This is a genomic window from Pararoseomonas baculiformis (genome assembly GCF_017813395.1).
Lineage (GTDB): Bacteria > Pseudomonadota > Alphaproteobacteria > Acetobacterales > Acetobacteraceae > Roseomonas > Roseomonas baculiformis.
Genome location: NZ_JAGIZB010000010.1, coordinates 99205 through 119453, shown reverse-complemented (window position 1 = coordinate 119453; position 20249 = coordinate 99205). Strand labels below are relative to the sequence as shown.

The 20249-nt window shown below is 70.9% G+C and carries 18 protein-coding genes; 9 read left to right on the top strand and 9 right to left on the bottom strand.

Features of this window, described 5'->3' with window-relative positions:
* Positions 1-27: 27 nt before the first annotated feature.
* A complete protein-coding gene (locus tag J8J14_RS12355) occupies positions 28-837 on the top strand; it encodes a hypothetical protein (RefSeq protein WP_209379805.1) in 810 nt (269 codons plus the stop codon).
* Positions 838-880: 43 nt separating this feature from the next.
* Here the strand turns inward: J8J14_RS12355 and J8J14_RS12350 are convergent, their stop codons facing one another.
* On the bottom strand, positions 881-1618 hold the full coding sequence (locus J8J14_RS12350) for an endonuclease V (protein ID WP_342452439.1): 738 nt from the start codon (positions 1616-1618) through the stop codon (positions 881-883).
* Positions 1619-1653: 35 nt separating this feature from the next.
* Here J8J14_RS12350 and ligA point away from each other — a divergent pair, with 35 nt between their 5' ends.
* Positions 1654-3816, top strand: coding sequence for an NAD-dependent DNA ligase LigA (ligA, locus tag J8J14_RS12345; RefSeq protein WP_408895933.1), 2163 nt, complete (start codon positions 1654-1656; stop codon positions 3814-3816).
* 17 nt (positions 3817-3833) lie between these two features.
* On the opposite strand, the gene J8J14_RS12340 is transcribed toward ligA, so the two are convergent.
* Entirely contained in the window at positions 3834-4739 is a 906-nt protein-coding gene (locus J8J14_RS12340; protein ID WP_209379804.1) for a hypothetical protein, read from the bottom strand.
* Positions 4740-4912: 173 nt separating this feature from the next.
* Between J8J14_RS12340 and J8J14_RS12335 the strand changes: the two genes are divergently transcribed.
* Positions 4913-5548, top strand: coding sequence for a LysE family translocator (locus J8J14_RS12335; RefSeq protein WP_209379803.1), 636 nt, complete (start codon positions 4913-4915; stop codon positions 5546-5548).
* A 42-nt stretch (positions 5549-5590) separates the two neighbouring features.
* Here J8J14_RS12335 and J8J14_RS12330 read toward each other — a convergent pair whose 3' ends face one another.
* A complete protein-coding gene (locus J8J14_RS12330; protein ID WP_342452438.1) occupies positions 5591-7378 on the bottom strand; it encodes an aminopeptidase P family protein in 1788 nt (595 codons plus the stop codon).
* A 163-nt stretch (positions 7379-7541) separates the two neighbouring features.
* On the opposite strand from J8J14_RS12330, the gene J8J14_RS12325 reads away from it, so the two are divergent.
* Positions 7542-7904, top strand: coding sequence for a DUF1127 domain-containing protein (locus J8J14_RS12325; protein WP_209379801.1), 363 nt, complete (start codon positions 7542-7544; stop codon positions 7902-7904).
* Positions 7905-8175: 271 nt separating this feature from the next.
* A complete protein-coding gene (locus J8J14_RS12320) occupies positions 8176-8991 on the top strand; it encodes a PRC-barrel domain-containing protein (RefSeq protein WP_245215711.1) in 816 nt (271 codons plus the stop codon).
* Positions 8992-9045: 54 nt separating this feature from the next.
* Here J8J14_RS12320 and J8J14_RS12315 read toward each other — a convergent pair whose 3' ends face one another.
* Positions 9046-9969 (bottom strand): 50S ribosomal protein L11 methyltransferase, encoded by a 924-nt coding sequence (locus tag J8J14_RS12315; RefSeq protein WP_209379800.1) that lies wholly within the window; start codon positions 9967-9969, stop codon positions 9046-9048.
* Between the two features lie 51 nt (positions 9970-10020).
* Positions 10021-12258: an ATP-dependent helicase gene (locus J8J14_RS12310; protein WP_209379799.1), complete on the bottom strand. Its 2238-nt coding sequence runs from the start codon at positions 12256-12258 to the stop codon at positions 10021-10023.
* Between the two features lie 53 nt (positions 12259-12311).
* Between J8J14_RS12310 and J8J14_RS12305 the strand changes: the two genes are divergently transcribed.
* Positions 12312-13247, top strand: a complete 936-nt coding sequence (locus J8J14_RS12305; RefSeq protein WP_209379798.1) for a hypothetical protein — start codon at positions 12312-12314, stop codon at positions 13245-13247.
* A 99-nt stretch (positions 13248-13346) separates the two neighbouring features.
* Positions 13347-13910 (top strand): DUF2239 family protein, encoded by a 564-nt coding sequence (locus J8J14_RS12300; RefSeq protein ID WP_209379797.1) that lies wholly within the window; start codon positions 13347-13349, stop codon positions 13908-13910.
* A 12-nt stretch (positions 13911-13922) separates the two neighbouring features.
* Here J8J14_RS12300 and metF read toward each other — a convergent pair whose 3' ends face one another.
* Positions 13923-14882 carry a methylenetetrahydrofolate reductase [NAD(P)H] gene (gene metF / locus J8J14_RS12295; RefSeq protein ID WP_408895951.1) on the bottom strand — a complete coding sequence of 320 codons (960 nt, stop codon included), beginning with the start codon at positions 14880-14882 and terminating at the stop codon, positions 13923-13925.
* A gap of 191 nt (positions 14883-15073) precedes the next feature.
* On the opposite strand from metF, the gene J8J14_RS12290 reads away from it, so the two are divergent.
* The gene (locus J8J14_RS12290) at positions 15074-15901 is read left to right on the top strand and encodes an MlaA family lipoprotein (protein ID WP_209379796.1); all 828 of its coding nucleotides are present in this window, start codon (positions 15074-15076) and stop codon (positions 15899-15901) included.
* Between the two features lie 165 nt (positions 15902-16066).
* Positions 16067-16711 carry an MlaC/ttg2D family ABC transporter substrate-binding protein gene (locus J8J14_RS12285; RefSeq protein WP_209379795.1) on the top strand — a complete coding sequence of 215 codons (645 nt, stop codon included), beginning with the start codon at positions 16067-16069 and terminating at the stop codon, positions 16709-16711.
* A 22-nt stretch (positions 16712-16733) separates the two neighbouring features.
* Here the strand turns inward: J8J14_RS12285 and J8J14_RS12280 are convergent, their stop codons facing one another.
* The 3 genes from J8J14_RS12280 to ettA form a co-directional block, all read right to left on the bottom strand.
* The gene (locus tag J8J14_RS12280) at positions 16734-17912 is read right to left on the bottom strand and encodes a M20 aminoacylase family protein (RefSeq protein WP_209379794.1); all 1179 of its coding nucleotides are present in this window, start codon (positions 17910-17912) and stop codon (positions 16734-16736) included.
* 104 nt (positions 17913-18016) lie between these two features.
* Positions 18017-18544: a GNAT family N-acetyltransferase gene (locus J8J14_RS12275; protein ID WP_209379793.1), complete on the bottom strand. Its 528-nt coding sequence runs from the start codon at positions 18542-18544 to the stop codon at positions 18017-18019.
* A 7-nt stretch (positions 18545-18551) separates the two neighbouring features.
* Positions 18552-20231 (bottom strand): energy-dependent translational throttle protein EttA, encoded by a 1680-nt coding sequence (gene ettA / locus J8J14_RS12270; protein WP_209379792.1) that lies wholly within the window; start codon positions 20229-20231, stop codon positions 18552-18554.
* Between the last annotated feature and the right edge of the window lie 18 nt (positions 20232-20249).

The window sequence follows — 20249 nt, the reverse complement described above, 5'->3', positions numbered from 1 at the left end:
CAGCCCCTTCATCACACGGAGAAGACGATGCTCGCATTCATCCGGAACCTCGTTGGCGTGAAGACCGACCAGGCCGTGAACAACGCGGTCGAGGCGATCGTTCGCTGGGACCCGAAATCGGCCACGGAGGCCGAGCTGCGCACGATGGAGCAGCATCTGGACCAGCTGGGCCTGCAGGTGGCCGAGGCGCGCCAGGCCTATGAGAAGGAGAGGAAGGAGGCCGATGCCATCCAGGCCCTCTCCACCCAGCGCATGGCGGCCGCCGAGCAGCTGAACGCGCGCCTGGAGGCCGAGGCGGACCCGGCGAGGAAGGCGGAGCTGGAACGCTCCCTCACCACGCTGCTGGGCATGTTGGAGGAGATGGCCCCCGAGATCGAGCGGGAGAAGCAGGACGCGGCGGACGCGCATGAGTTCATGCAGACCCTGCAGCAGACCTATGACCAGGCCGGCCAGAAGCTGCGCTCCGCGCGCGCCGAGCTGACGCGGGCGCAGCGGGACATGACCCGCGCCGATGCCCAGCGCGACGCGGCGGAGCGGCGGGCCGAGGCGGCGCGGCAGGCGGCCGGGCTTTCCGGCGCGACCAGCGGGCTGAGCGTGGCGCTGAAGGCCATGCAGGATGCCGCCGCGCGCGACCTGGCCCAGGCGGAGGCCGCTAATGCCAAGGCGAAGCTCCTGACCCCGACCCAGCCGGAGAAGGAGGACCCGAACATCGCGGCCGCCCTGGCCGCCGCCTCGGGCAAGGGCGCGGCGCCGGCCAACCTGTCCGACCGGCTGGCCGCGCTGCGGCGCGGGCAGGGGCAGGGGCAGGGGCAGAAGCAGATCGCCGGCCCGGGCTGATCATGCAGGCCGCCATCGGGCCCGCCAGCCCTGGGGCGGCCGCCTATTCGGGCAGCAGGCTCGCCTGCCGCTCGATGGCTCTCCGGGCCTGCCCGGCCAGCTTGTCGGCAAGGCGGGTGGGTTCGGGCAGGCGGTAGCCGGCCAGCCATTCCGTGACCCGCGCCACCGCCGTCTCCAGCGAGACGCGGTGGCCGGTGGAGATAAACAGGGGCTGCACGCCGCGCCTGCTGCGCAGCGCCGTGCCGATGCGGCGGCCCTTCCAGACCAGCGGGGCGGTGCTGCCCGCCTCCATGCCCAGCTCGCCCGCCACCCTCCCGACCAGGATCGACTTGGCGACGCCCACCGTCGGCAGGTCCAGCACCACGCCCAGATGGGTGGCGATCCCGCAGCCGCGCGGATGGCTGGTGCCATGCCCATCCACCAGGATCAGCTCCGGGCGTTCCGGCAGCTTCGCCACGGCCTCCAGCACGAAGGGGATCTCCCGGAATCCGAGAAAGCCGGGGATGTAGGGGAAGCGGGGAACGCCCTCGGCCAGGCTCGTCGCCCGGGGCTGGGACGGGGCCGCGATGCCCAGCAGCACGGCCATGGCCCGGACCCGGTCCGGCCCGCCCCGCGCGGCACCGGCGCAATCCACCCCGGCCACCAGGGCCGGCGCGGGCGGCAGGCGGTCCTGGACCTCGGCGCGGGCGGCGATCTCGCGCTGGGCGGCGCGGGCGGCCTCCAGGCCGGCGGGGCGGATCCATTCCTCGGGCGTCATGCGGGTGACAACGCGGTGGCCCACGTTCCGTGGCAGCCGGGCCCCTGCTATCTCCGGGGATGATGGCCGCCAAGAATCCCTCCCCTGCCCTTCCACCCGAGGAGATGACCGAGGCGGAAGCCGCCCAGGAGCTGGAAAGCCTTGCCGCCCGCATCGCGGAGGCGAATGCCGCCTATCACGTCCATGATTCGCCGATCATGTCCGATGCGGATTATGACGCGCTGTTCCGGCGGAACCAGGCGATCGAGGCGCGCTTCCCGGAGTTGGTGCGGGAGGACAGCCCGTCCCGCCGCGTGGGCGATGCCCCGGCCGCCGGCTTCGCCAAGGCACGCCACGGCACGCCGATGCTCTCCCTGGACAACGCCTTCTCCCCCGAGGACTTCGCGGAATTCGCGGCGCGCATCCGCCGCTTCCTCGGGCTTTCGGCGGAGGAGGTGCTGCGCTTCGTGGCGGAGCCGAAGATCGATGGGCTCTCGGTCAACCTCACCTATGAGGACGGCGTCTTCACCCGCGGCGCGACGCGCGGGGACGGGACCGAAGGCGAGGACATCACCGAGAACCTGAAGACGCTGGATGAGCTGCCGCGCCGGCTGAAGCCCCCCTTCCCCGACCGCATCGAGATCCGCGGCGAGGTCTTCATGACCAAGGCCGATTTCATGGCCTTCCATGCCGAGCAGACGCGGCTGTTCGAGGAGCGCGAGCGGCGACGCGAGGCCGGGGAGAAGGCGGGCGAAGCCGTGCGCATCCCCGTGAACCCGCGCAACGCGGCGGCGGGCTCGCTGCGGCAGCTGGACCCGAAGGTGACCGCGCGCCGGCCCCTGCGCCTCTTCGCCTATGCCCAGGGCGCCTCCTCCTCGCCGGTCGCGGAAACGCATTGGGATTATCTGGAAACGCTGCGGCGCTGGGGCTTCCGGGTGAACCCGCTGTCGCAACTTCTGGATAACGAGCACGCGGCCGCGGATTTCCAGGCAGGCATGGGCGAGCGCCGGGCGGGGCTGGACTATGATATCGACGGCATCGTCTACAAGCTGGACCGGCTGGACTGGCAGTCCCGCCTCGGTTTCGTCGGCCGCGCGCCGCGCTGGGCCATCGCGTGGAAGTTCCCGGCCGAGCGCGCGGTAACGAAGCTGCTGGAGATCCAGATCCAGGTCGGACGCACCGGCGCGCTGACGCCGCGCGCGGTGATGCAGCCGGTGAATGTCGGCGGCGTGATGGTGCAGCACGCCACGCTGCATAACGAGGACGAGGTGGCCCGCCGCGACGCGCGCGTGGGCGACACGGTGGAGCTGCAGCGCGCGGGCGACGTGATCCCGCAGATCATCCGCGTGGTGGACCCCGAACGCCCCGGCCGCGGCGAGCCCTGGCAGCCCCCCGCCACCTGCCCGGAATGCGGCAGCCCCGCCATCCGGCCGGAGGGCGAGGTGGTGCGCCGCTGCACCGGCGGCCTGATCTGCCCCGCGCAGCAGGTGGAGCGGCTCATCCACTTCGCATCCCGCAACGCGATGGATATCGAAGGGCTTGGGATCGAGAATGTCGTGCTGCTGCACGAGGCGAAGCTGGTCACCACGCCGGCCGACATCTTCCGCCTGAAGGAGCATGTGGCGACGCTGCGCGGCTGGAAGGGCTGGGGCGGCAGCGCGAAAGGGGAATCCAAGAAGGTCGCCAATCTTCTCGCCGCCATCGAGGCGCGGCGGAGCGTGAGCCTGGAGCGCTTCATCTTCGCCCTGGGCATCCGCCGCATCGGCGAGCAGAACGCGCGGCTTCTCGCGCGCCACTATCACACGGCGGAGGCCTGGCGGCAGGCGATGCTGGATGCGCGCATCATCGGCAGCGAGGCGCGGGAGGATTTGGGCGGCATCCAGGGCATCGGCCCCGCCATTGCCCAGGAGCTGGTGGCCTTCTTCTCCGAGACGCGTAACGTGGAGGCGCTGGACGACCTGCTGCGCGAGGTCTCGCCCGAGCCCGCCGAGGCGGTGGCGGAGGGCGCGCTTTCCGGCAAGTCCATCGTTTTCACCGGCAGCCTGGAGACGATGACGCGGCAGGAGGCCGAGGCGCGCGCGGAGCAGATGGGGGCGAAGGTGGTGAAGTCCGTCTCGAAGAAGACGGATTTCGTCGTGGTCGGCGCCGATGCGGGGTCCAAGGCGAAGAAGGCGGCGGAGCTCGGCCTGGCGATGCTGACCGAGGCGCAGTGGCGGGAGATGGCGGGCTTCGCGGAGGGCTGAGCGAAGCCGCGCCGCCCTCAGCGGGGCGCCGGTTCCGCCTCAATCCGGGCGAAGGCCACCAGATCGTCCTCCCCCGGGCGGCGCAGTGCGGGATGGGCATGCCCGGCCCCGGCGGGGGGCTCGGGCCAGCGGCGGATCTCCGTGACACGCGTCGTGAAGCCCGCCGCCGCGAAGGCCGCGCGGAGTTGCGACAGGCCCAGCCGGTTCACGTAGAGCCCGCTGCGCGCGACCAGCCCGCCTTCCCAGAAGGAGGGCGGGAAGCGGAGGGTGTTGAGCGCGCCGCCGACATGGTCGTGGAAGTCCACGGCGTGGATGCCCAGCGCGGCGGGGGCGGAGATCCGGCGCAGCTCGGCGAGCAGCCCCGGCAGGGCATCCCGGCGAACATGCTCCAGCGCGACATCGGAGAGGACCAGTTCCACCGATGCGTCGGGGATGCGGGCGAAGGCATCGGCCCCGCCGATGAGCAGCCGCGCATCGCAGGCGGCCAGGGCGGCTTCGCGATCGGCGGCGCCCCCCAGGGCCGGAGCGGGCAGCCCGGCAGCGCGGGCGAGATCGGCGACACGGGCATAGGCTTCCACCTCGCGCGGCGCGTCATCCTCCACATCCACGAAGGTGACGGGGCCGCATCCCAGCGCCGCATAGGCGGCGGCGCGGGTGACCATGCGCCCCGGCCCGAGTTCCAGCACGCCGCGCGGCGGGCGGCCATGGCGCGCGACGAAGCGGGCCACATGGGCCATCGGCTCCCCCAGGAGCCGCGCCTCGGTATCCGCGACGAAGCTGTGCCGGATCAGCCCGGCGCGGCGCAGAAGCCCATGCGGCAGGCGAAGCGCGGCGATGGCGAGCTTGCCGCCGATCTTCGCCCACCAGGGCAGCGCGGCGCCGGCCGCATAGCCGCGCGGCAGCATGTCCGTGCGCGGCAGCATGTCACCCGGTTCGGCCTGTGCTTCCATCGGCCCGCTTCTCGCGCTTGTGCCGGTGCCGCGCAACTCTCATCGCGCGTGGCGCGGTGGCACGCCCCGCGGGCATCAGCGGTGCTGATGGAGGCGATCAGGAAAAGGCGTTCGACGCCCGCGGCAGCCATGGGGAGACTGCGGCCATGCCGATCGACCCCGCCCTTCTCCTTGCCTGCATCCTGGCCAGCATCGTGGTGGCGCTGGCGCCCGGGCCGGACATGATGTTCGTGCTGGGCCAGACCCTGGCCGGCGGCGCGCGGCGCGGCTGGGCGGCGGCCTTGGGAATCTATTGTGGGGCGGCGGTGCACATCCTGATGGCCGCGCTGGGCGTCGCCGCCCTGCTGGCGGCCGAGCCCGCCCTGTTCGCGGCGCTGCGCCTGGCGGGTGGCGCCTATCTCCTCTGGCTCGGTATCCTGTCCTTGCGCGCGGCCTGGGCGGGCGGTGCCCTGGGCGCCCCGTCGCGCGTGCCGGTGCGCCGCGTCATGCTGCAGGGCGCCCTGACGAACCTGACCAATCCGAAGGTGGCCCTCTTCTTCCTGGCCTTCCTGCCCCAATTCGTCTCCACCAGCCCGGAGCGGGCACCGGAATGGCTGCAGATGCTGCTCCTCGGCCCCGTGCTGCCGCTGGTCTCCGTGCCGATCTTCGCCGCCATCATCGCCGGGGCTGCGAGGGCGGCGGGGCTGATGGCGCGCTCCGGCCGGGCGGCGCAATGGCTGAACGGTGTGGCGGGGGCGATCTTCATCGGCCTTGGGGCACGCCTGATCATCAGTCGGGGCTGACGATCCGGCGGGGCCGGGCCGGGAGAGGGCGCCGGACGGACCTCAGAGCGGCGCGCAGGCCGCGCGCAGCCAGTCCGCCGCTGCACCGTCTAGACCCGGCCCGATCTCGGCGAGGATGCGGGCGTGGTAGGCATCGATCCAGCCATGCTCCGCCGGGGTGAGCGCGGCCGTGTCGATCAGCGCCCGCTCGAAGGGAACGAGGGTGAGGGTCTCGAAGCCCAGCCAGCGCTTCGGCCCGGGCACCCGCGGATCGGGGCGGACGAGGAGCAGGTTCTCGATCCGGATCCCATAGGCGCCGGGCAGGTAGAAGCCGGGTTCGTCCGAGAGGATCATCCCCTCCTGCAGCGGGATGTTCGCGGCGTTCCGCGAGAAGGCCGCGGGCCCCTCATGCACCGACAGGAAGGCGCCAATGCCATGGCCGGTGCCATGGTCGTAGTCCAGCCCCGCCTCCCAGAGCGGGCGGCGGGCGATGGCGTCGAGATGCGGCCCCGCGACGCCTTCCGGGAAGCGCGTGGTGGCGAGCGCGACCATCCCGCGCAGCACGAGGGTGTAGCGCGTGCGCAGCTCGGCGGGCGGCATGCCAGGGCCTGTCCACAGGGTGCGGGTGATGTCGGTGGTGCCGTCCAGGTACTGGGCGCCGCTGTCGATCAGGAAGGACTCGTCCGGCCTCACCGCCCGGTCAGTTGCCTCGGTGGCACGGTAATGGATGATGGCGCCATGCTCCCCGGCGCCGGTGATGGCGGGGAAGGATTCCGCCCGGAAGCGGTCCTCGGCCTGGCGGAAGGCGAGCAGCCGCTCGCCCACGGCCAACTCGGTGAGCCCGCCCTTCGGCGCCTCCACCGCGAACCAGTGCAGGAAGCGGATCATGGCCCGGGCATCGCGGCGATGCGCGGCGCGGGCGCCATCCTGCTCCGCCCCGGTCTTGCAGGCGCGGGGCATGCGGACGGGGTCGGTGCCCTTCGACACCTCCGCCCCGGCCTCCTGCAGCGTGGTGGCGAACCAGGCGGGCGTCAGCTCGGGATCGACACGCACCTTGCGCCCGCGCAGCGCGGCCAGGGCGGCGGGAAGCGCGGCGCGCGGCTCGATGGAAACGGCATTGCCCAGCGCCTCCCGCAGCGCGGGGCCGGCCTTCGCGGGGTCCATGAAGACGGTGGTGGAGGCATCGTTCCGCAGCAGCGCGAAAGCGAGGGCGATCGGCGTATGCCCCAGATCCCCACCGCGCATGTTCAGCAGCCAGGCGACGGAATGGGCATCGGCCAGGACCACCGCATCCTCCCCGGCGTCCCGCAGGTCCTTGGCGATGGCCTCCCGCTTCTCCGCGGCGGAGCGGCCGGCCAGTTCCTCGGGCCAGGGCTCGGCGGCGGCGGCGGGCGCGCCGGGGCGGTCCGCCCAGACCGCGTCGATCGGGTTGGAGGCGAGCGGGACGAGGGTCACGCCGGAGGCGGCGAGCCGGGCCAGCGCGGCCTGGGGATGCAGCCAGGGATCGTAGCCGATGCGGCGGCCGGCGGCATGTTCCTTCAGCCAGGCCGCCGGCGGCTGCTCGGTGATGTGGCAGTGTTCCCAGAGCGCCGGATCCGCCTGCTGCGCGAGCTGCGTGACGTAGCGGCCATCGGTGAAGACCGCCGCGCGGTCGGCCAGGACGATGGCGAGGCCGGCGGAGCCGGTGAAGCCGGTGAGCCAGGCGAGGCGCTCGCCGGAAGGGGGAACATATTCCCCGAGATACTCATCCCCGCGCGGGACGATGAAGCCGTCCACCCCCAGCCGCGCCAGCTCCGAACGGAGGGATAAGAGGCGATTTTGCGGCGGATTTGTCACGAGATGGTTAACCACGACATGTTTCCCCAGATTTCCATGCGCTCCGCGCATGGCTCAGCCACATGAACAACGCGACATCCGCCGGCATCAGAGGCGCATATACCTCTCACCGAAGGCATCCGGGCAGCGAGGATATGGATCCCCGCGCGACAGGATGGCCACAGACGGACAGAGACCAATGAACCCCCGCATCTCCCAGGTGCAGCACCCCGCGCCGATGATGCCCTTCCCCGCCAATGCCCAGCCGATGAGCCAGATCGAGGTTCTGCGGCAGGCGAACGAGGCCCGCAATGCCGTGATCACCTCCGGCCTGCAGCGCCTGGTGTCCGGCTTCGCCGCCTGGATCCAGCGCCGCCGCGCCGAGGCCGAGCTGACGGCCCTCACCGACCGTGAGCTGGCCGATATCGGCCTGACCCGTGGGGATATTCCCTTCGTGCTGCAGGGTGGCATCGAGCGCCGCGAGTCCTCCGCCCCGCGTGCCGCCACGACACCGGTGCCCGCCGCCGCGAATGATCCCTTCCGGAAGCGCGCCGCCGCCTGACGGCGCCTTCCATATTGTTACCGGGATGGCGGGCTCCCCCCTGCCGCCATCCCGATGCCCGGCCCGCGAAGCGCTCCTCCCCCTTGGGGCGCCGCCGCGGGCCGGTGCTGTTTCGAGCCCCGCCCCCCGCGCGATTGCCGGGCAATTATGGCCGAATGGGGCAGTTCCGCCTTTTTTATGCCTTCTTTGCACAACCATCGGCGATGGTGAGGCGCTCTCCTGCGACGGCGGTTCCGCACCTGCCGCCATCGTTGTTGAAAGGAGCGCCACCATGAAAAACCTGCTGTCCAGCACCGTGTTCGCCACGGCCGTCCTGCTCGGCCCGCAATTCGCGGACGCCCAGACGACACAGAACCCGGCCACCCAGAATCAGGCTATCCAGAACCAGGCAGGGCAAGGCCAGGCTGGCACTGCGGCACAGGCGCGGTCCCAGGACGCGAGCCCCGGCCGGGGTCCGGCCAATGCGTCGATCGTGCAGGAGGGCGACACGCATGCGATGGCGGAGCTGCGCCTTGCGGCTCAGCGCCTGCGGGAGTCCATCCAGGCCATGGCGCAGCAGCCAGCCGGCGAGCGCCGGAACGAGGCCATGGAGCAGGCCCGCGAGGCCCTGATGGGCGCCCAGGAAGCCATGATGCAGCTGCCTGTCGGCCTGCGCCGGACCGATGTGTATCGCGAGGCGCAGCAACGCGCCGGTGAGGCCCAGGCCGCCCTGCATGCGCGCGAGGCGAACCAGGCGAGCCAGCAGCAGGCCCAGCAGGCGGCCGATCAGCTGCACGTGGCCATCCTGCGCTTCGATGCCGCGCCGGTCGCGGATCCGCGCTACGCGACGCGGCTGCTCGACAAGAACCTCGTCGGCGCCAATGGCAAGGATGCCGGGCATGTCGAGGACCTCGTGCTCGACCGCAACTGGCGCGTCCGCGGCGCGGTGGTCGAGTGGGGCGGCTTCCTCGGCCTCGGTGAGCGCCGGGCCATTATCCCGATCGACCGCATCGGCATGACGAACAGTGCCGATGGCCGCGCGCAGCTCAACATGACCCGCGAGGAGCTGGAGCGCCTGCCCGTTTTCGAAAAGCAGCGCGCTGGCTGATCCGGCGGGATCCAGAAGGCCGGGCGGTTCGCCGCCCGGCCGCGCTTCCCGGCCTCAGGCCGCGGAAGGGGCCTTGCCCGGCTTGCGCAGGACCAGCGTGGTCCAGGGGCCGAAATTCAGCCGCCGTTCCAGCCGCAGCCCGCCGCGGCGATGCGCGGCCATCACCATGTTGGCCTGGGTGCCCAGAAGCCCGGCCAGGATAGCGGTCCCGCCCGGCCGCAGGTGCCGCGCGAGATCCTGCGCCATGGCGCAGAGCGGGCGCGCAAGAATATTGGCGAAGACCAAGTCGTAGCTGCCGCGGGCCACGACGGGGGCCTTCCATCCATCGGCCAGCACGGCGCGCAGCAGGGGCTTGAGCCCGTTCATCGCCGCATTCTGCTCGGCCACGCGCACCGACCAGGGTTCGATATCCGTCGCCAGCACCCGGCGATGCAGCGCCTTGGCCGCCGCCATGGCCAGGATGCCCGAGCCGGCGCCGAGATCCAGCAACCGCAGCTGGTCCTTCGGCAGCGGGCGCATGCGGCGGGAAACGCCTTCGAAGGCGATGAGGCAGCCGCGGGTGGAGGCGTGCTCGCCCGATCCGAAGGCCAGCCCCGCATCCAGCTTCAGCACGGTGCGGCCATGCACGCGGCGATCCGGCAGATGGGTGGGGCGGATCAGCACGCGGCCGCCGATCTCCTGCTCCGGGAAGGCCTGGGCCGTGCGGGCCAACCAGCCCTCCGATTCTACCGGCTGGCGCTGGGGCTGCAGGTCCAGCCCCGTCATCAGCGAGGCCAGGGCCAGGGCGGCGGTGAGGTCATCCTCCTTCGCCCCTTCCTCGCGCACGCCTTCCACGCGCCAGGTATCCGTCGGCTCATCGAGGAAAAGGGCGACGCTGCGGCAGACGCGCTGCAGCGCGGCCTCCACGGCCGGCACCGCTTCTTCGGGCAGGGAGTCCAGCCAGACGGTTTCCAGATTCTGCGCGTGGCGTCGCGACATCACGCGCGCTCCTCAACAACCGACATCACGCGCGCTCCTCAGGGATCGACATCAGGCCTTCTCCACGAAACGGTCGAGGACGCGCTTCTGGCCCGCCTTCTCGAAATCGACTTCGAGGCGGTCATCCTCCACCGCCGTGACGCGCCCATAGCCGAATTTCTGGTGGAAGACCCGCTGTCCCACGCGCATGGCATCGGCGCGTGCCGGGCGTTCCTTCACCTCCCAGGCACCGGCCTCGATCACCCGCGCCGGGCGCTGGGAGGAAAGCGGGAACTGGCCGGAGAAGACGGTGGGCGCGTTCACCATGCGGCCGCGCTGGGCGGCGCCACTGCCCTCGCGCTCGATCTCGCCAGGAGGCAGCTCGTCCAGGAAGCGGGAGGGAATGGCGGCTGACCAGTTGCCATAGACGCGGCGGTTCGCCGCATGGCTGATCACCGCCATCTTCCGCGCGCGGGTGATGCCGACATAGGCGAGGCGCCGCTCCTCCTCCAGAGACTTGGTCCCGCCCTCGTCCAGCGCGCGCTGGTGGGGGAAAAGCCCCTCCTCCCAGCCCGGCAGGAAGACGAGGTCGAATTCCAGCCCCTTGGCGGCGTGCAGCGTCATCAGCGAGACGCGCTCGCCCTCGGCATTCTCGTCATTCTCCATGACGAGGGCGACGTGTTCGAGGAAGCCTTCCAGCGTCGCGAACTCACCGATCGCGCGGACCAGCTCCTTCAGGTTCTCCAGCCGCCCCGGGGCTTCCGCGGATTTGTCCTGCTTCCACATCTCCGTGTAGCCGGATTCATCGAGCATGGTGGCCACGGCCACCACATGGCCCTCGCGCTGCATCAGCGCGCGCCAGCGGGAGAAGCCGTCGAACAATTCCCGCATGGCGGCGCGGGGCTTGGCGCGCATCACCTCGGTGCGGGCCAGGCGCTCGGCGGCGATGGCGAGCGGGATGCCCTGTTCCCGCGCCCCCACATGCATCTGCTGCAGGGCGCCATCGCCGATGCCGCGCTTCGGCGTGTTCACGATCCGCTCGAAGGCCAGGTCGTCGCTTGGCTGGTGCAGCACGCGCATATAGGCCATGGCGTCGCGAATCTCCGCGCGCTCATAGAACTTCTGCCCGCCCACCACGCGGTAGGGGATACCCAGAGTAATCAGCCGCTCCTCGAAGGAGCGCGTCTGGAAGCCGGCGCGGACGAGGATGGCGGCCTGGCCCAGCGGCACGCCCTTGCGCTGTGCCTGTTCGATCCGCTCGCCGACCATGCGGGCCTCCTCCTCGGAGTCCCACAGGGAAACCACGCGGACCTTCTCGCCATCGGCGTCGTTGCGCCCGGCGCGCAGCGTCTTGCCCAGGCGGCCTTCGTTCTTTGCAATGAGGTGCGAGGCGGCGGCGAGGATGGGGCGGGTGGAGCGGTAGTTGGACTCCAGGCGCACGATCCTGGCGCCGGGGAAGTCCTTCTCGAAGCGCAGGATGTTCTCCACCTCCGCGCCGCGCCAGGAATAGATGGACTGGTCGTCGTCGCCCACGCAGCAGATGTTGTGGTGGCCCTGGGCCAGCAGGCGCAGCCACAGATACTGCACGGTGTTCGTGTCCTGGTACTCGTCCACCAGGATGTAGCGGAAGGCGCGGTGATACTGGGCCAGCACGTCTGGCTGGGTGCGCAGGATCTCCGTCATGTGCAGCATCAGGTCGCCGAAATCGGCGGCGTTCAGGGCCTTCAGGCGCGACTGGTAGGCCTCGTAGATGGAGCGGGCCTTGTTGTTGGCATAGTCGCTGTCCTCGGCGGGCGAGACGCGGGCCGGCGTCAGGCCACGGTCCTTCCAGCGCTGGATCACCGCCATCATGCCCTGGGCGGGCCAGCGCTTGATGTCCACCACGGCGGCATCCATCACCTGCTTGAGCAGGCGCATCTGGTCGTCGGTGTCGAGGATGGTGAAGGAGCTGGTCAGCCCGACATATTCGGCGTGCCGCCGCAGCATCCGCGCGCAGAGGGCATGGAAGGTACCGAGCCAGAGCCCCTCCGCGGGACGGCCGAGGATGGCGGAGACTCGCTCGCGCATCTCCTTCGCCGCCTTGTTGGTGAAGGTGACGGCCAGCACCTGGTTGGGGAAGGCCCGGCGCGTCATGAGGATATGGGCGAAGCGGGTGGTCAGAACCCGTGTCTTGCCCGTGCCCGCGCCGGCGAGGACGAGCAGCGGCCCGTCCACCGTCTCCACGGCCTCGCGCTGCTCCGGATTGAGCTTGGCGAGGTAGTCGGTCCCGGAATCGGGGAATGGGGCGGGGGGCTGGGCTGGTGGGAACACGGGGGCGGCTATAGAACGGGACGCGAACCCGCGCCAAGCATTCGGGAGCGCCCTTGTCCCTTCGCCTTGCCCTCGAATGGTCCGCCCGGCATGGCGGCGCGCTGCTGGCAGTGGGGATTTTCGCGGGATTGCTGACCCCCCCGGTCGCCGCAGCGCTGCGCGACGTGGTCACCCCCGTGGTGGCGGGGCTGATGACCCTGGTGCTGCTGCGGGTGGATCCGGCGCAGGTGCTGGCCTATCTGCGGCGCCCCGTCCTGGTCGCGGCGCTGCTGGCCTGGCTGCTCCTGGCCTGCCCGGTGCTGGCCTTCGCCGTGGCCTGGGCCACGGGGCTGGACGGGCCCCTGGGCGCCGCGCTGGTGATCATGGCCACGGGCTGCGCCGCCACCTCCTCCCCCGCCTTCGCCCGGCTTGTGGGGCTGGATGGGGAAGTCTCACTCGTCGTCGCGGTGCTCTCCACCCTGCTCGTGCCCTTTACCGCCCCTCCCCTCGCTCTCGGGCTGCTGGGGATCGACCTGTCCATCTCCATGCCCGCGCTGATGGGGCGGCTGGTGCTGGTGGTGGGGCTGCCGCTGGTTCTTTCGCTGCTGATCCGCCGCTTGGTCGCGCGGGAGGTGCTGGAGCGCTGGGGGCGCGCGGTGGACGGCACGGTGGTGCTGCTGGTGGTGCTCTACGGCTTCGGGATCATGGATGGCGTGCTGGCGCGGCTGATGGCGGCGCCGGGCTTCGTGCTGGGCGGCATCGCCCTGGCCTTCGGCGGCTCCTTCGCGCTGAACGCGGCGACGGCCGCGGCCTTCCTGCCCGCGGGGCGCCGCCTGGCCCTCTCGGCGGGGCTGCTCTCGGGCAACCGGAACATGGCCCTGTATTTCGCGGTGCTGCCGGCCACGACCGATCCGCGGATCCTGCTCTTTTTTGCGCTCTGCCAGTTCCCGCTCTTCCTGAGCCCGTTCCTGCTGCGGCCGATCTATCGCCGCATGCGCGTCCAGGACTGAGGGAGCGCGGCGCGCCGGGCCCGTCCTGCCGGCAGCGCCTCCCCATCTTGCCCGGAAACTACCCGGGCATAAATAGGCCGGGATTCGAGGACTCCTGCCATGGACACCGCGGTCCAGCGCGTTACCGCCTTTGACGGCCACCGCCTTCTAGCCTCCGGCACGCCGGCAGAGGTTGCCATGGCCATCCGCGCCCGCCCCGGGGAGGCCGGGCCGGTGCTGGTCTTCGACGACAGGACGGGCCAGCAGGTGGATTTCGACCTGCGCGGCACCGACCCGGAGGTTCTGGCGCGGCTCGCGCCGCCGCGCGGGCCCGGGCGGCCGAGGCTGGGCGTGGTCGCGCGGGAGGTCACGCTGCTGCCGCGCCACTGGGAATGGCTGGCGGCACAGCCCGGCGGCGCCTCGGTGGCGCTGCGCAAGCTGGTGGAGGCGGCGATGCGCGGGAATGCCGGCGCGGAGGCCGCGCGCCTGGCGCGGGAGGCGGCCGACCGGTTCATGGCCGCCATCGCCGGCGATGCGCCGGGCTATGAGGAAGCCTCGCGCGCCCTTTACGCCGGGGATGCGGCGCGTTTCCGGGCCCTGACCGAGGGCTGGCCCGCTGATCTGCGGGACCATGCGAGGCGCCTCGCCGCCCCCGGCCTTGCCGGGGGGGCCGAAGCCGCCTGACCCCGCCGGGATTCAGCCCTGCGGGCGGGCGCCCAGGATATGGGCGATGGCGTAGGTCAGGTCCGGGCGGTTCAGCGTGTAGAAGTGGAACTCGTCCACGCCATTGGCCTGGAGCAGCCGCACCTGCTCGGCGGCCACCACGGCCGCCACCATGCGACGGGTTTCCGCATCCTCCTCCAGCCCATCGAACAGGCGGGCCATCCAGTCCGGCACCTTGGCGCCGCACATGGCGGAGAACTTGGCCACCTGGCCGAAATTCGTCACGGGCAGGATGCCCGGCACGATCGGCACGGTGATACCCGCGGCATGGGCACGGTCGATGAAGCGGAGGAAGGTCGGGGCATCGAAGAAGTACTGGGTGATGGCCCGGGTCGCGCCCGCGTCGATCTTGCGCTTGAGGTTGTCGAGGTCGTCATCGGGGGAGGTGGCGGTCGGGTGCACCTCCGGATAGGCGGCCACCGAGATCTCGAAATCGCCGATCCGCTTCAGCCCGGCCACGAGGTCGGCGGCATAGGCGTAGCCGCCCGGATGCGGCTCATAACCGGCCTGGCCGGCAGGCGGGTCGCCACGCAGGGCGACGATGTGGCGCACGCCCGCTTCCCAGTAGCCCCGGGCCACCTCGTCCACCTCGTCCCGGGTCGCGCCCACGCAGGTCAGGTGGGCGGCGGGGGTCAGGGAGGTTTCCCGCAGGATGCGGGTGACCGTGGCATGGGTGCGGGCCTGGGTGGTGCCCCCGGCGCCATAGGTGACCGAGACGAAGCGCGGCCGCAGCGGCTCCAGCCGCTTCACGCAGGACCAGAGCTGCGCTTCCAGGGCCTCGGTGCGGGGCGGGAAGAATTCGAAGGAGAGCAGCGGCGCCGGCATGGCCGTGAGCGAGGGCAGCGCGCCCACGCGGGGACCGGTCAGCCAGCTCTGGAGCGTCTTGGCCTTCGGAGACTGGTTGGCCTTCGGAGACTGGGCGGGAGGCGACATCTCGTTCATGGTGCGGTTCATAGAGCATCCCGCGCGGAAGCCGAAATGGTGAAGTCGCGCCGGGCGCCCCGTTTCGGCCGGCGGATCAGGATCACGAGAGCATCCACCACCCGGGCGACCCCGGCGCGCGCCCGGATTTCCCGTTTGCCGCCGCGGGTGCTAACAGCGGCAGGATCAGGATCGCCGAACCCATGCGCCATTTCCGCTTCCCCCTGCCCCGCCTCCTCGCCGCCACCCTGGCATTCGGGCTGCTCGGCGGTGCCCTTTCGGGCTGCGCCACCCGCCCGCCGGCTGACGACCCCGAGGCGATCGAGGAGTTCCGGGCGACCAACGACCCGATCGAGCCCTGGAACCGCGCGATGTACGACGTGCACCAGGCGATCGACACGGTGGTGCTGCGCCCCGTGGCCGTGGTCTACCGGGAGGTGCTGCCGCAGCCCGTCCGCACCGGCGTCTCCAATGTGCTGAGCAACCTGCGCAGCCCCGTGATCGCGCTGAACGACGCGCTGCAGGGCGAAACGCAGCGCTTCGGCACCACGCTGGGCCGCTTCCTGCTGAACACCACCCTGGGCGTCGGCGGCATCTTCGACGTGGCCTCGGAGTTCGGCCTGCCGCCGCATACCGAGGATTTCGGCCAGACCTTCGCCGTTGCGGGGGTGGAGGAAGGCCCCTACCTCTTCATCCCGATCCTGGGCCCGAGCAACCCGCGCGACCTGCTGGGCTTCGCCGCCGGCATCGCGGCCGATCCTTTCACCTGGCTGACCTACGGGAACCGGGACCTGGCGGATACGCTGAGCTACATCCGTGCCGGCACGACCGTGGTCAGCACGCGCGAATCCCTGCTCGACACCCTGGACGACGTGCAGCGGACCAGCCTCGACCCCTATGCGACGCTGCGGAGCGCCTATCGCCAGCAACGCGCGCGGGAGATCGCGAACACGCCGGGCGCCGTGCCGGCGGCGCCGCAGGGCCTTGGCTCCGGGCTGGGCAGCACCGGTCCCGCGCCGCAGCAGCCCTGAGGCAGAAAGGGCGGCCTGCCCGCCCGGGTAACGGAATCGTCCGGCGCGGAACATATCCGCACGCGATGCGTTGAGCCGGCGGAACCGACGCACCAACTGCAACGCGGGCGCGGCGGCCAAGGCCGCCCCGAAGCGCCGCAATGACAGAACGAGACGCCTGACCCGATGCCCGAGACGCTGATCGCCCGTCGCCCCCTGCTCGCTTCCCTGGGCCTTGCCTCCCTCGGGGCCGTGGGTGCCCTGCCGGCCAGGGCCCAGGCCGTGGATGCCAACCGCGCCGCCGCCTTCATCCAGGCCACGGGGCAGGAGCTGGTGGCCGCCATCAACGGGCGCGCCCCCGCAGCCCAGCGCCGCGAGCAGGTGGCGGCGATCCTGCGGCGCGCCGTGGACGTGGAGGGCGTGGGCCGCTTCATCCTCGGCCGCTACTGGCGCCAGGCGACGCCGGAGGAGCAGCAGCAATATATGCGGCTCTTCGAGGAGACGCTGATCCGCAACCTGTCCGCCCGGTTCGGCGAGTACCAGGGCATCCGCTTCTCCCTCGGCCGCACCCAGCAGCGCACCGAGGACGACACGCTGGTGAACACCATCGTCGAGCGCCCGAACAGCGCGCCCTTCACGCTGGACTGGCGCGTGGGCGAGGTGGGCGGCCAGCCGCGCGTGGTGGATGTGATCGCCGAGGGAACCTCGCTGCGCCTGACCACGCGCAGCGAGTACTCGGCGGTGATCAGCCGCAATGGCGGCCGCGTCTCCGCCCTGCTGGACGCGATGCGCAATCAGGTGGCGCAGCTGGCGGCGCGCGAGGGGCGCTAGCCCCTCCCTCCCCCCGGAGCGGCTAGCCTCCCGCCAGCTCCCGCTCCACCAGCCGGACGAGGCAGCTGGCCCCGATCGGCAGAAGATCGTCGTTGAAGTCGTATCGCCCGTTATGGACGGGCGTGCGGCTGGTCTCGGACTCGCCGGCCTGGCCGAGCAGCAGGAAGGCGCCACTCGTCTCCCGCAGCATATAGGCGAAGTCCTCTCCCGCCGTGAGCGAGGGCAGGTCCGCCTTGATGCCGTCGGCGCCCACCACATCCGCCGCCGCCTCGGCGGCCAGGGCTGCCTGGGCCGGGGTGTTGATGGTGGGCGGGTAGGAATAGTTCAGATCCAGTTCCAGCCGCAGCCCATGGGCGGCGGCGGTGTTCTCCACCACCTGGCGGAACAGGCCGTGGAGCCGGTCATGCGTCTCCGGCAGCAGGGTGCGGATGGTGCCGCGAAGCTCCACCGTCTCCGGGATCACGATGTCCGAGGTGCCCGCATGGAACTGGCCGATGCTGAGCACGGCCGTGTCATGTGGGCTGGTGCGGCGGCTCACGAGGGTCTGCAGCGCGTTGTAGATCTGCACGGCGCAGGGCAGCGGATCCAGCCCGTTATGCGGCTCCGCGCCATGGCTGCTCCTGCCATGCAGGCGGATGGAGAAGTAATCCACCGCGGCGAGAACGGTGCCCGGGCGGATGGCGATGGTGCCCAGCGGCATGCTGGGATGATTGTGCAGCCCATAAACGGCATCGCAGAGGAAGCGGGTGAAGAGCCCGTCCTTCACCATTTCCAGCGCACCGGTCAGCCCTTCCTCGGCGGGCTGGAAGATGAAGTGGACCGTGCCCGGGAAGTCCCGCGTGGTGGCAAGGTGCTTCGCGGCGCCCAGCAGCATGGCCGTATGCCCATCATGGCCGCAGGCATGCATGGCGCCAGGATTGGTGCTGCGATGGGCGAAGTCGTTCAGCTCGGGCATGGGCAGCGCGTCCATGTCGGCGCGCAGGCCGATGCTGCGGTTGCCCGGCCGCTTGCCCCGCAGCACGCCGACGACCCCGGTCTGGCCGAGGCCCCGATGCACCTCGATGCCCCAGGATTCCAGCTTCTCAGCCACGATGCCGGAGGTGCGGACCTCCTGGAAACCGGTTTCCGGATGCGCGTGGAAGTCGCGCCGCCAGGCCTGCATCTCCGGGCGGAGGGCTTCGAGGGCGTCGAGTGGGGGCATCTCAGCTGTCCTGCGGCAAGGACGGGCAGGATGCGGTAGCGGGCCCGGCACGGCAACGCCGGCGGATCCCTCCCCGCCGGGACGCGGGCGCTGCCGGCCTGGATTCAGGCCGCCCGCCGGCTCTCGAAGACCAGCATGCGATGGCCGGCATTGGTGAACTCGCCCGCCGGTTCCATGCCGATATCCTCCATCACCGCGCGGGAGGAGGTGTTGGTCGCCCGCGCCACCGCGATGATGCGGCGGAGACCGGCGGCATGGCCGAAATCCAGCGCGGCCTTCGCCGCCTCCCGCGCGAAGCCCTGGCCGCGGCAATGCGGCCAGAGGGCGTAGCGAAGGGCGACGCCGCGGCCATCCGGCCGCTCCATCAACCCGGTGATGCCGAGGAACTCGCCATCCTCCGTGCGGTGCACGGCCCAGGTGCCGTAGCCCCGCACCTCCCAGAAATCGATGTCGTCCTCCAGCTCCTCCTGCGTCCGCTCGGGCGTGCGGACGCCATGGAGCATCAGGCCGAAGGCCTCGGGATCGCCCTTCAGGCGGATGAGGTCGGGAAGGTTCTCCTTCCCGACCGGCAGCAGGGTCAGCCGCGCCGTCCTCACGACGCGGGACCGGGCCAGGCGAAGCGCCGGTTGCATGCCCGCCCTACCTGGTGAGGGGGCGGTACTTGATCCGGTGCGGCTGGTCCGCCGCCGCGCCCATGCGGCGTCGCTTGTCGGCCTCATAGGCCTGGTAGTTGCCCTCGAACCACTCGACATGGCTGTCGCCCTCGAAGGCGAGGATGTGGGTCGCCAGGCGGTCCAGGAACCAGCGGTCATGCGAGATGATCACCGCGCAGCCCGCGAAATCCTGCAGCGCCTCTTCCAGGGCACGGAGCGTATCCACGTCCAGGTCGTTGGTCGGCTCGTCCAGCAGCAGCACGTTGTGCGGGTTCTTCAGCATCTTCGCGAGGTGCACGCGGTTGCGCTCACCGCCCGAGAGGACGCCGACCGGCTTCTGCTGGTCGCCGCCCTTGAAGTTGAAGGCGGCGCAATAGGCACGGCTGGGCACCTGGCGCTTGCCCATGGTGATCAGCTCCTGCCCGTCGGAGATCTCCTTCCAGACGGTGTTCTTGTCGTCCAGCGTGTCGCGGCTCTGGTCGACATAGCCGAGCTGGACGCTGTCGCCGATGATCATGGTGCCGGAATCGGGCTTGTCGCGGCCCGTGATCATCTTGAACAGCGTGGTCTTGCCCGCGCCGTTCGGGCCGATGACGCCGACGATGCCGCCGGGCGGCAGCTTGAAGGACAGGTCGTCGATCAGCAGGCGGTTGCCGAAGGCCTTGCGGATGTTCTCGGCGGTGATGACGATGTTGCCCAGGCGCGGCGCGGGCGGGATCTGGATCTCGGTGGGGTCCGGCGCCTTGTCGAGGCTCTTCTGCAGCAGCTCCTCATAGGCCTGGATGCGCGCCTTGCTCTTGGACTGGCGCGCGGCCGGGCTGCGCCCGATCCATTCCTGCTCCTCGGCCAGCTGGCGCTGGCGGCTGCTCTCCTCCTTCTCCTCCTGCTGCAGGCGCTTGCGCTTGGCGGCGAGGTAGGAGGAGTAGTTGCCCTCATACGGGATGCCCCGGCCGCGATCGACCTCAAGGATCCAGTTCGTCACGTTGTCCAGGAAGTAGCGGTCATGGGTGACGATCAGCACGGCGCCCTGGTACTCGCGCAGCGTCTTCTCCAGCCAGGAGACGCTCTCAGCGTCCAGGTGGTTGGTCGGCTCGTCCAGCAGCAGCAGCTCGGGCTTCTCAAGAAGCAGCTTGCACAGCGCCACGCGGCGGCGCTCACCGCCGGAGAGATGGGTCACGGCGCTCTCCGCGGGCGGGCAGCGCAGGGCATCGAGGGCGATGTCCACCGTGCGGTCCAGTTCCCAGCCATTGGCGGCGTCGATGCGCTCCTGCAGCTCGGCCTGCTCGGCCAGCAGGGTGTTCATCTCGTCCTCGGACATCTCCTCGGCGAACTTCATGCTGATCTCGTTGAAGCGCTCGAGATCGGCCGTCAGCGTGCCGAAGGCGTCGCGGACATTCTCGCCGACGGTCTTGGTGGGATCGAGATGCGGTTCCTGGGAGAGATAGCCCACGCGCACGCCCTCGGCCGCCCAGGCCTCGCCGCCGAACTCCTTGTCCTGCCCGGCCATGATCCGCATCAGCGTGGACTTGCCGGCGCCGTTGGGGCCGAGCACGCCGATCTTGGCCGTGGGCAGGAAGGAGAGGGTGATGCCTTTGAAGACCTCGCGACCGCCCGGATAGGACTTGGTCAGGTCCTTCATGACGTAGATGTACTGGTAGGCGGCCATGGTGCGGGCTCCGGGAGG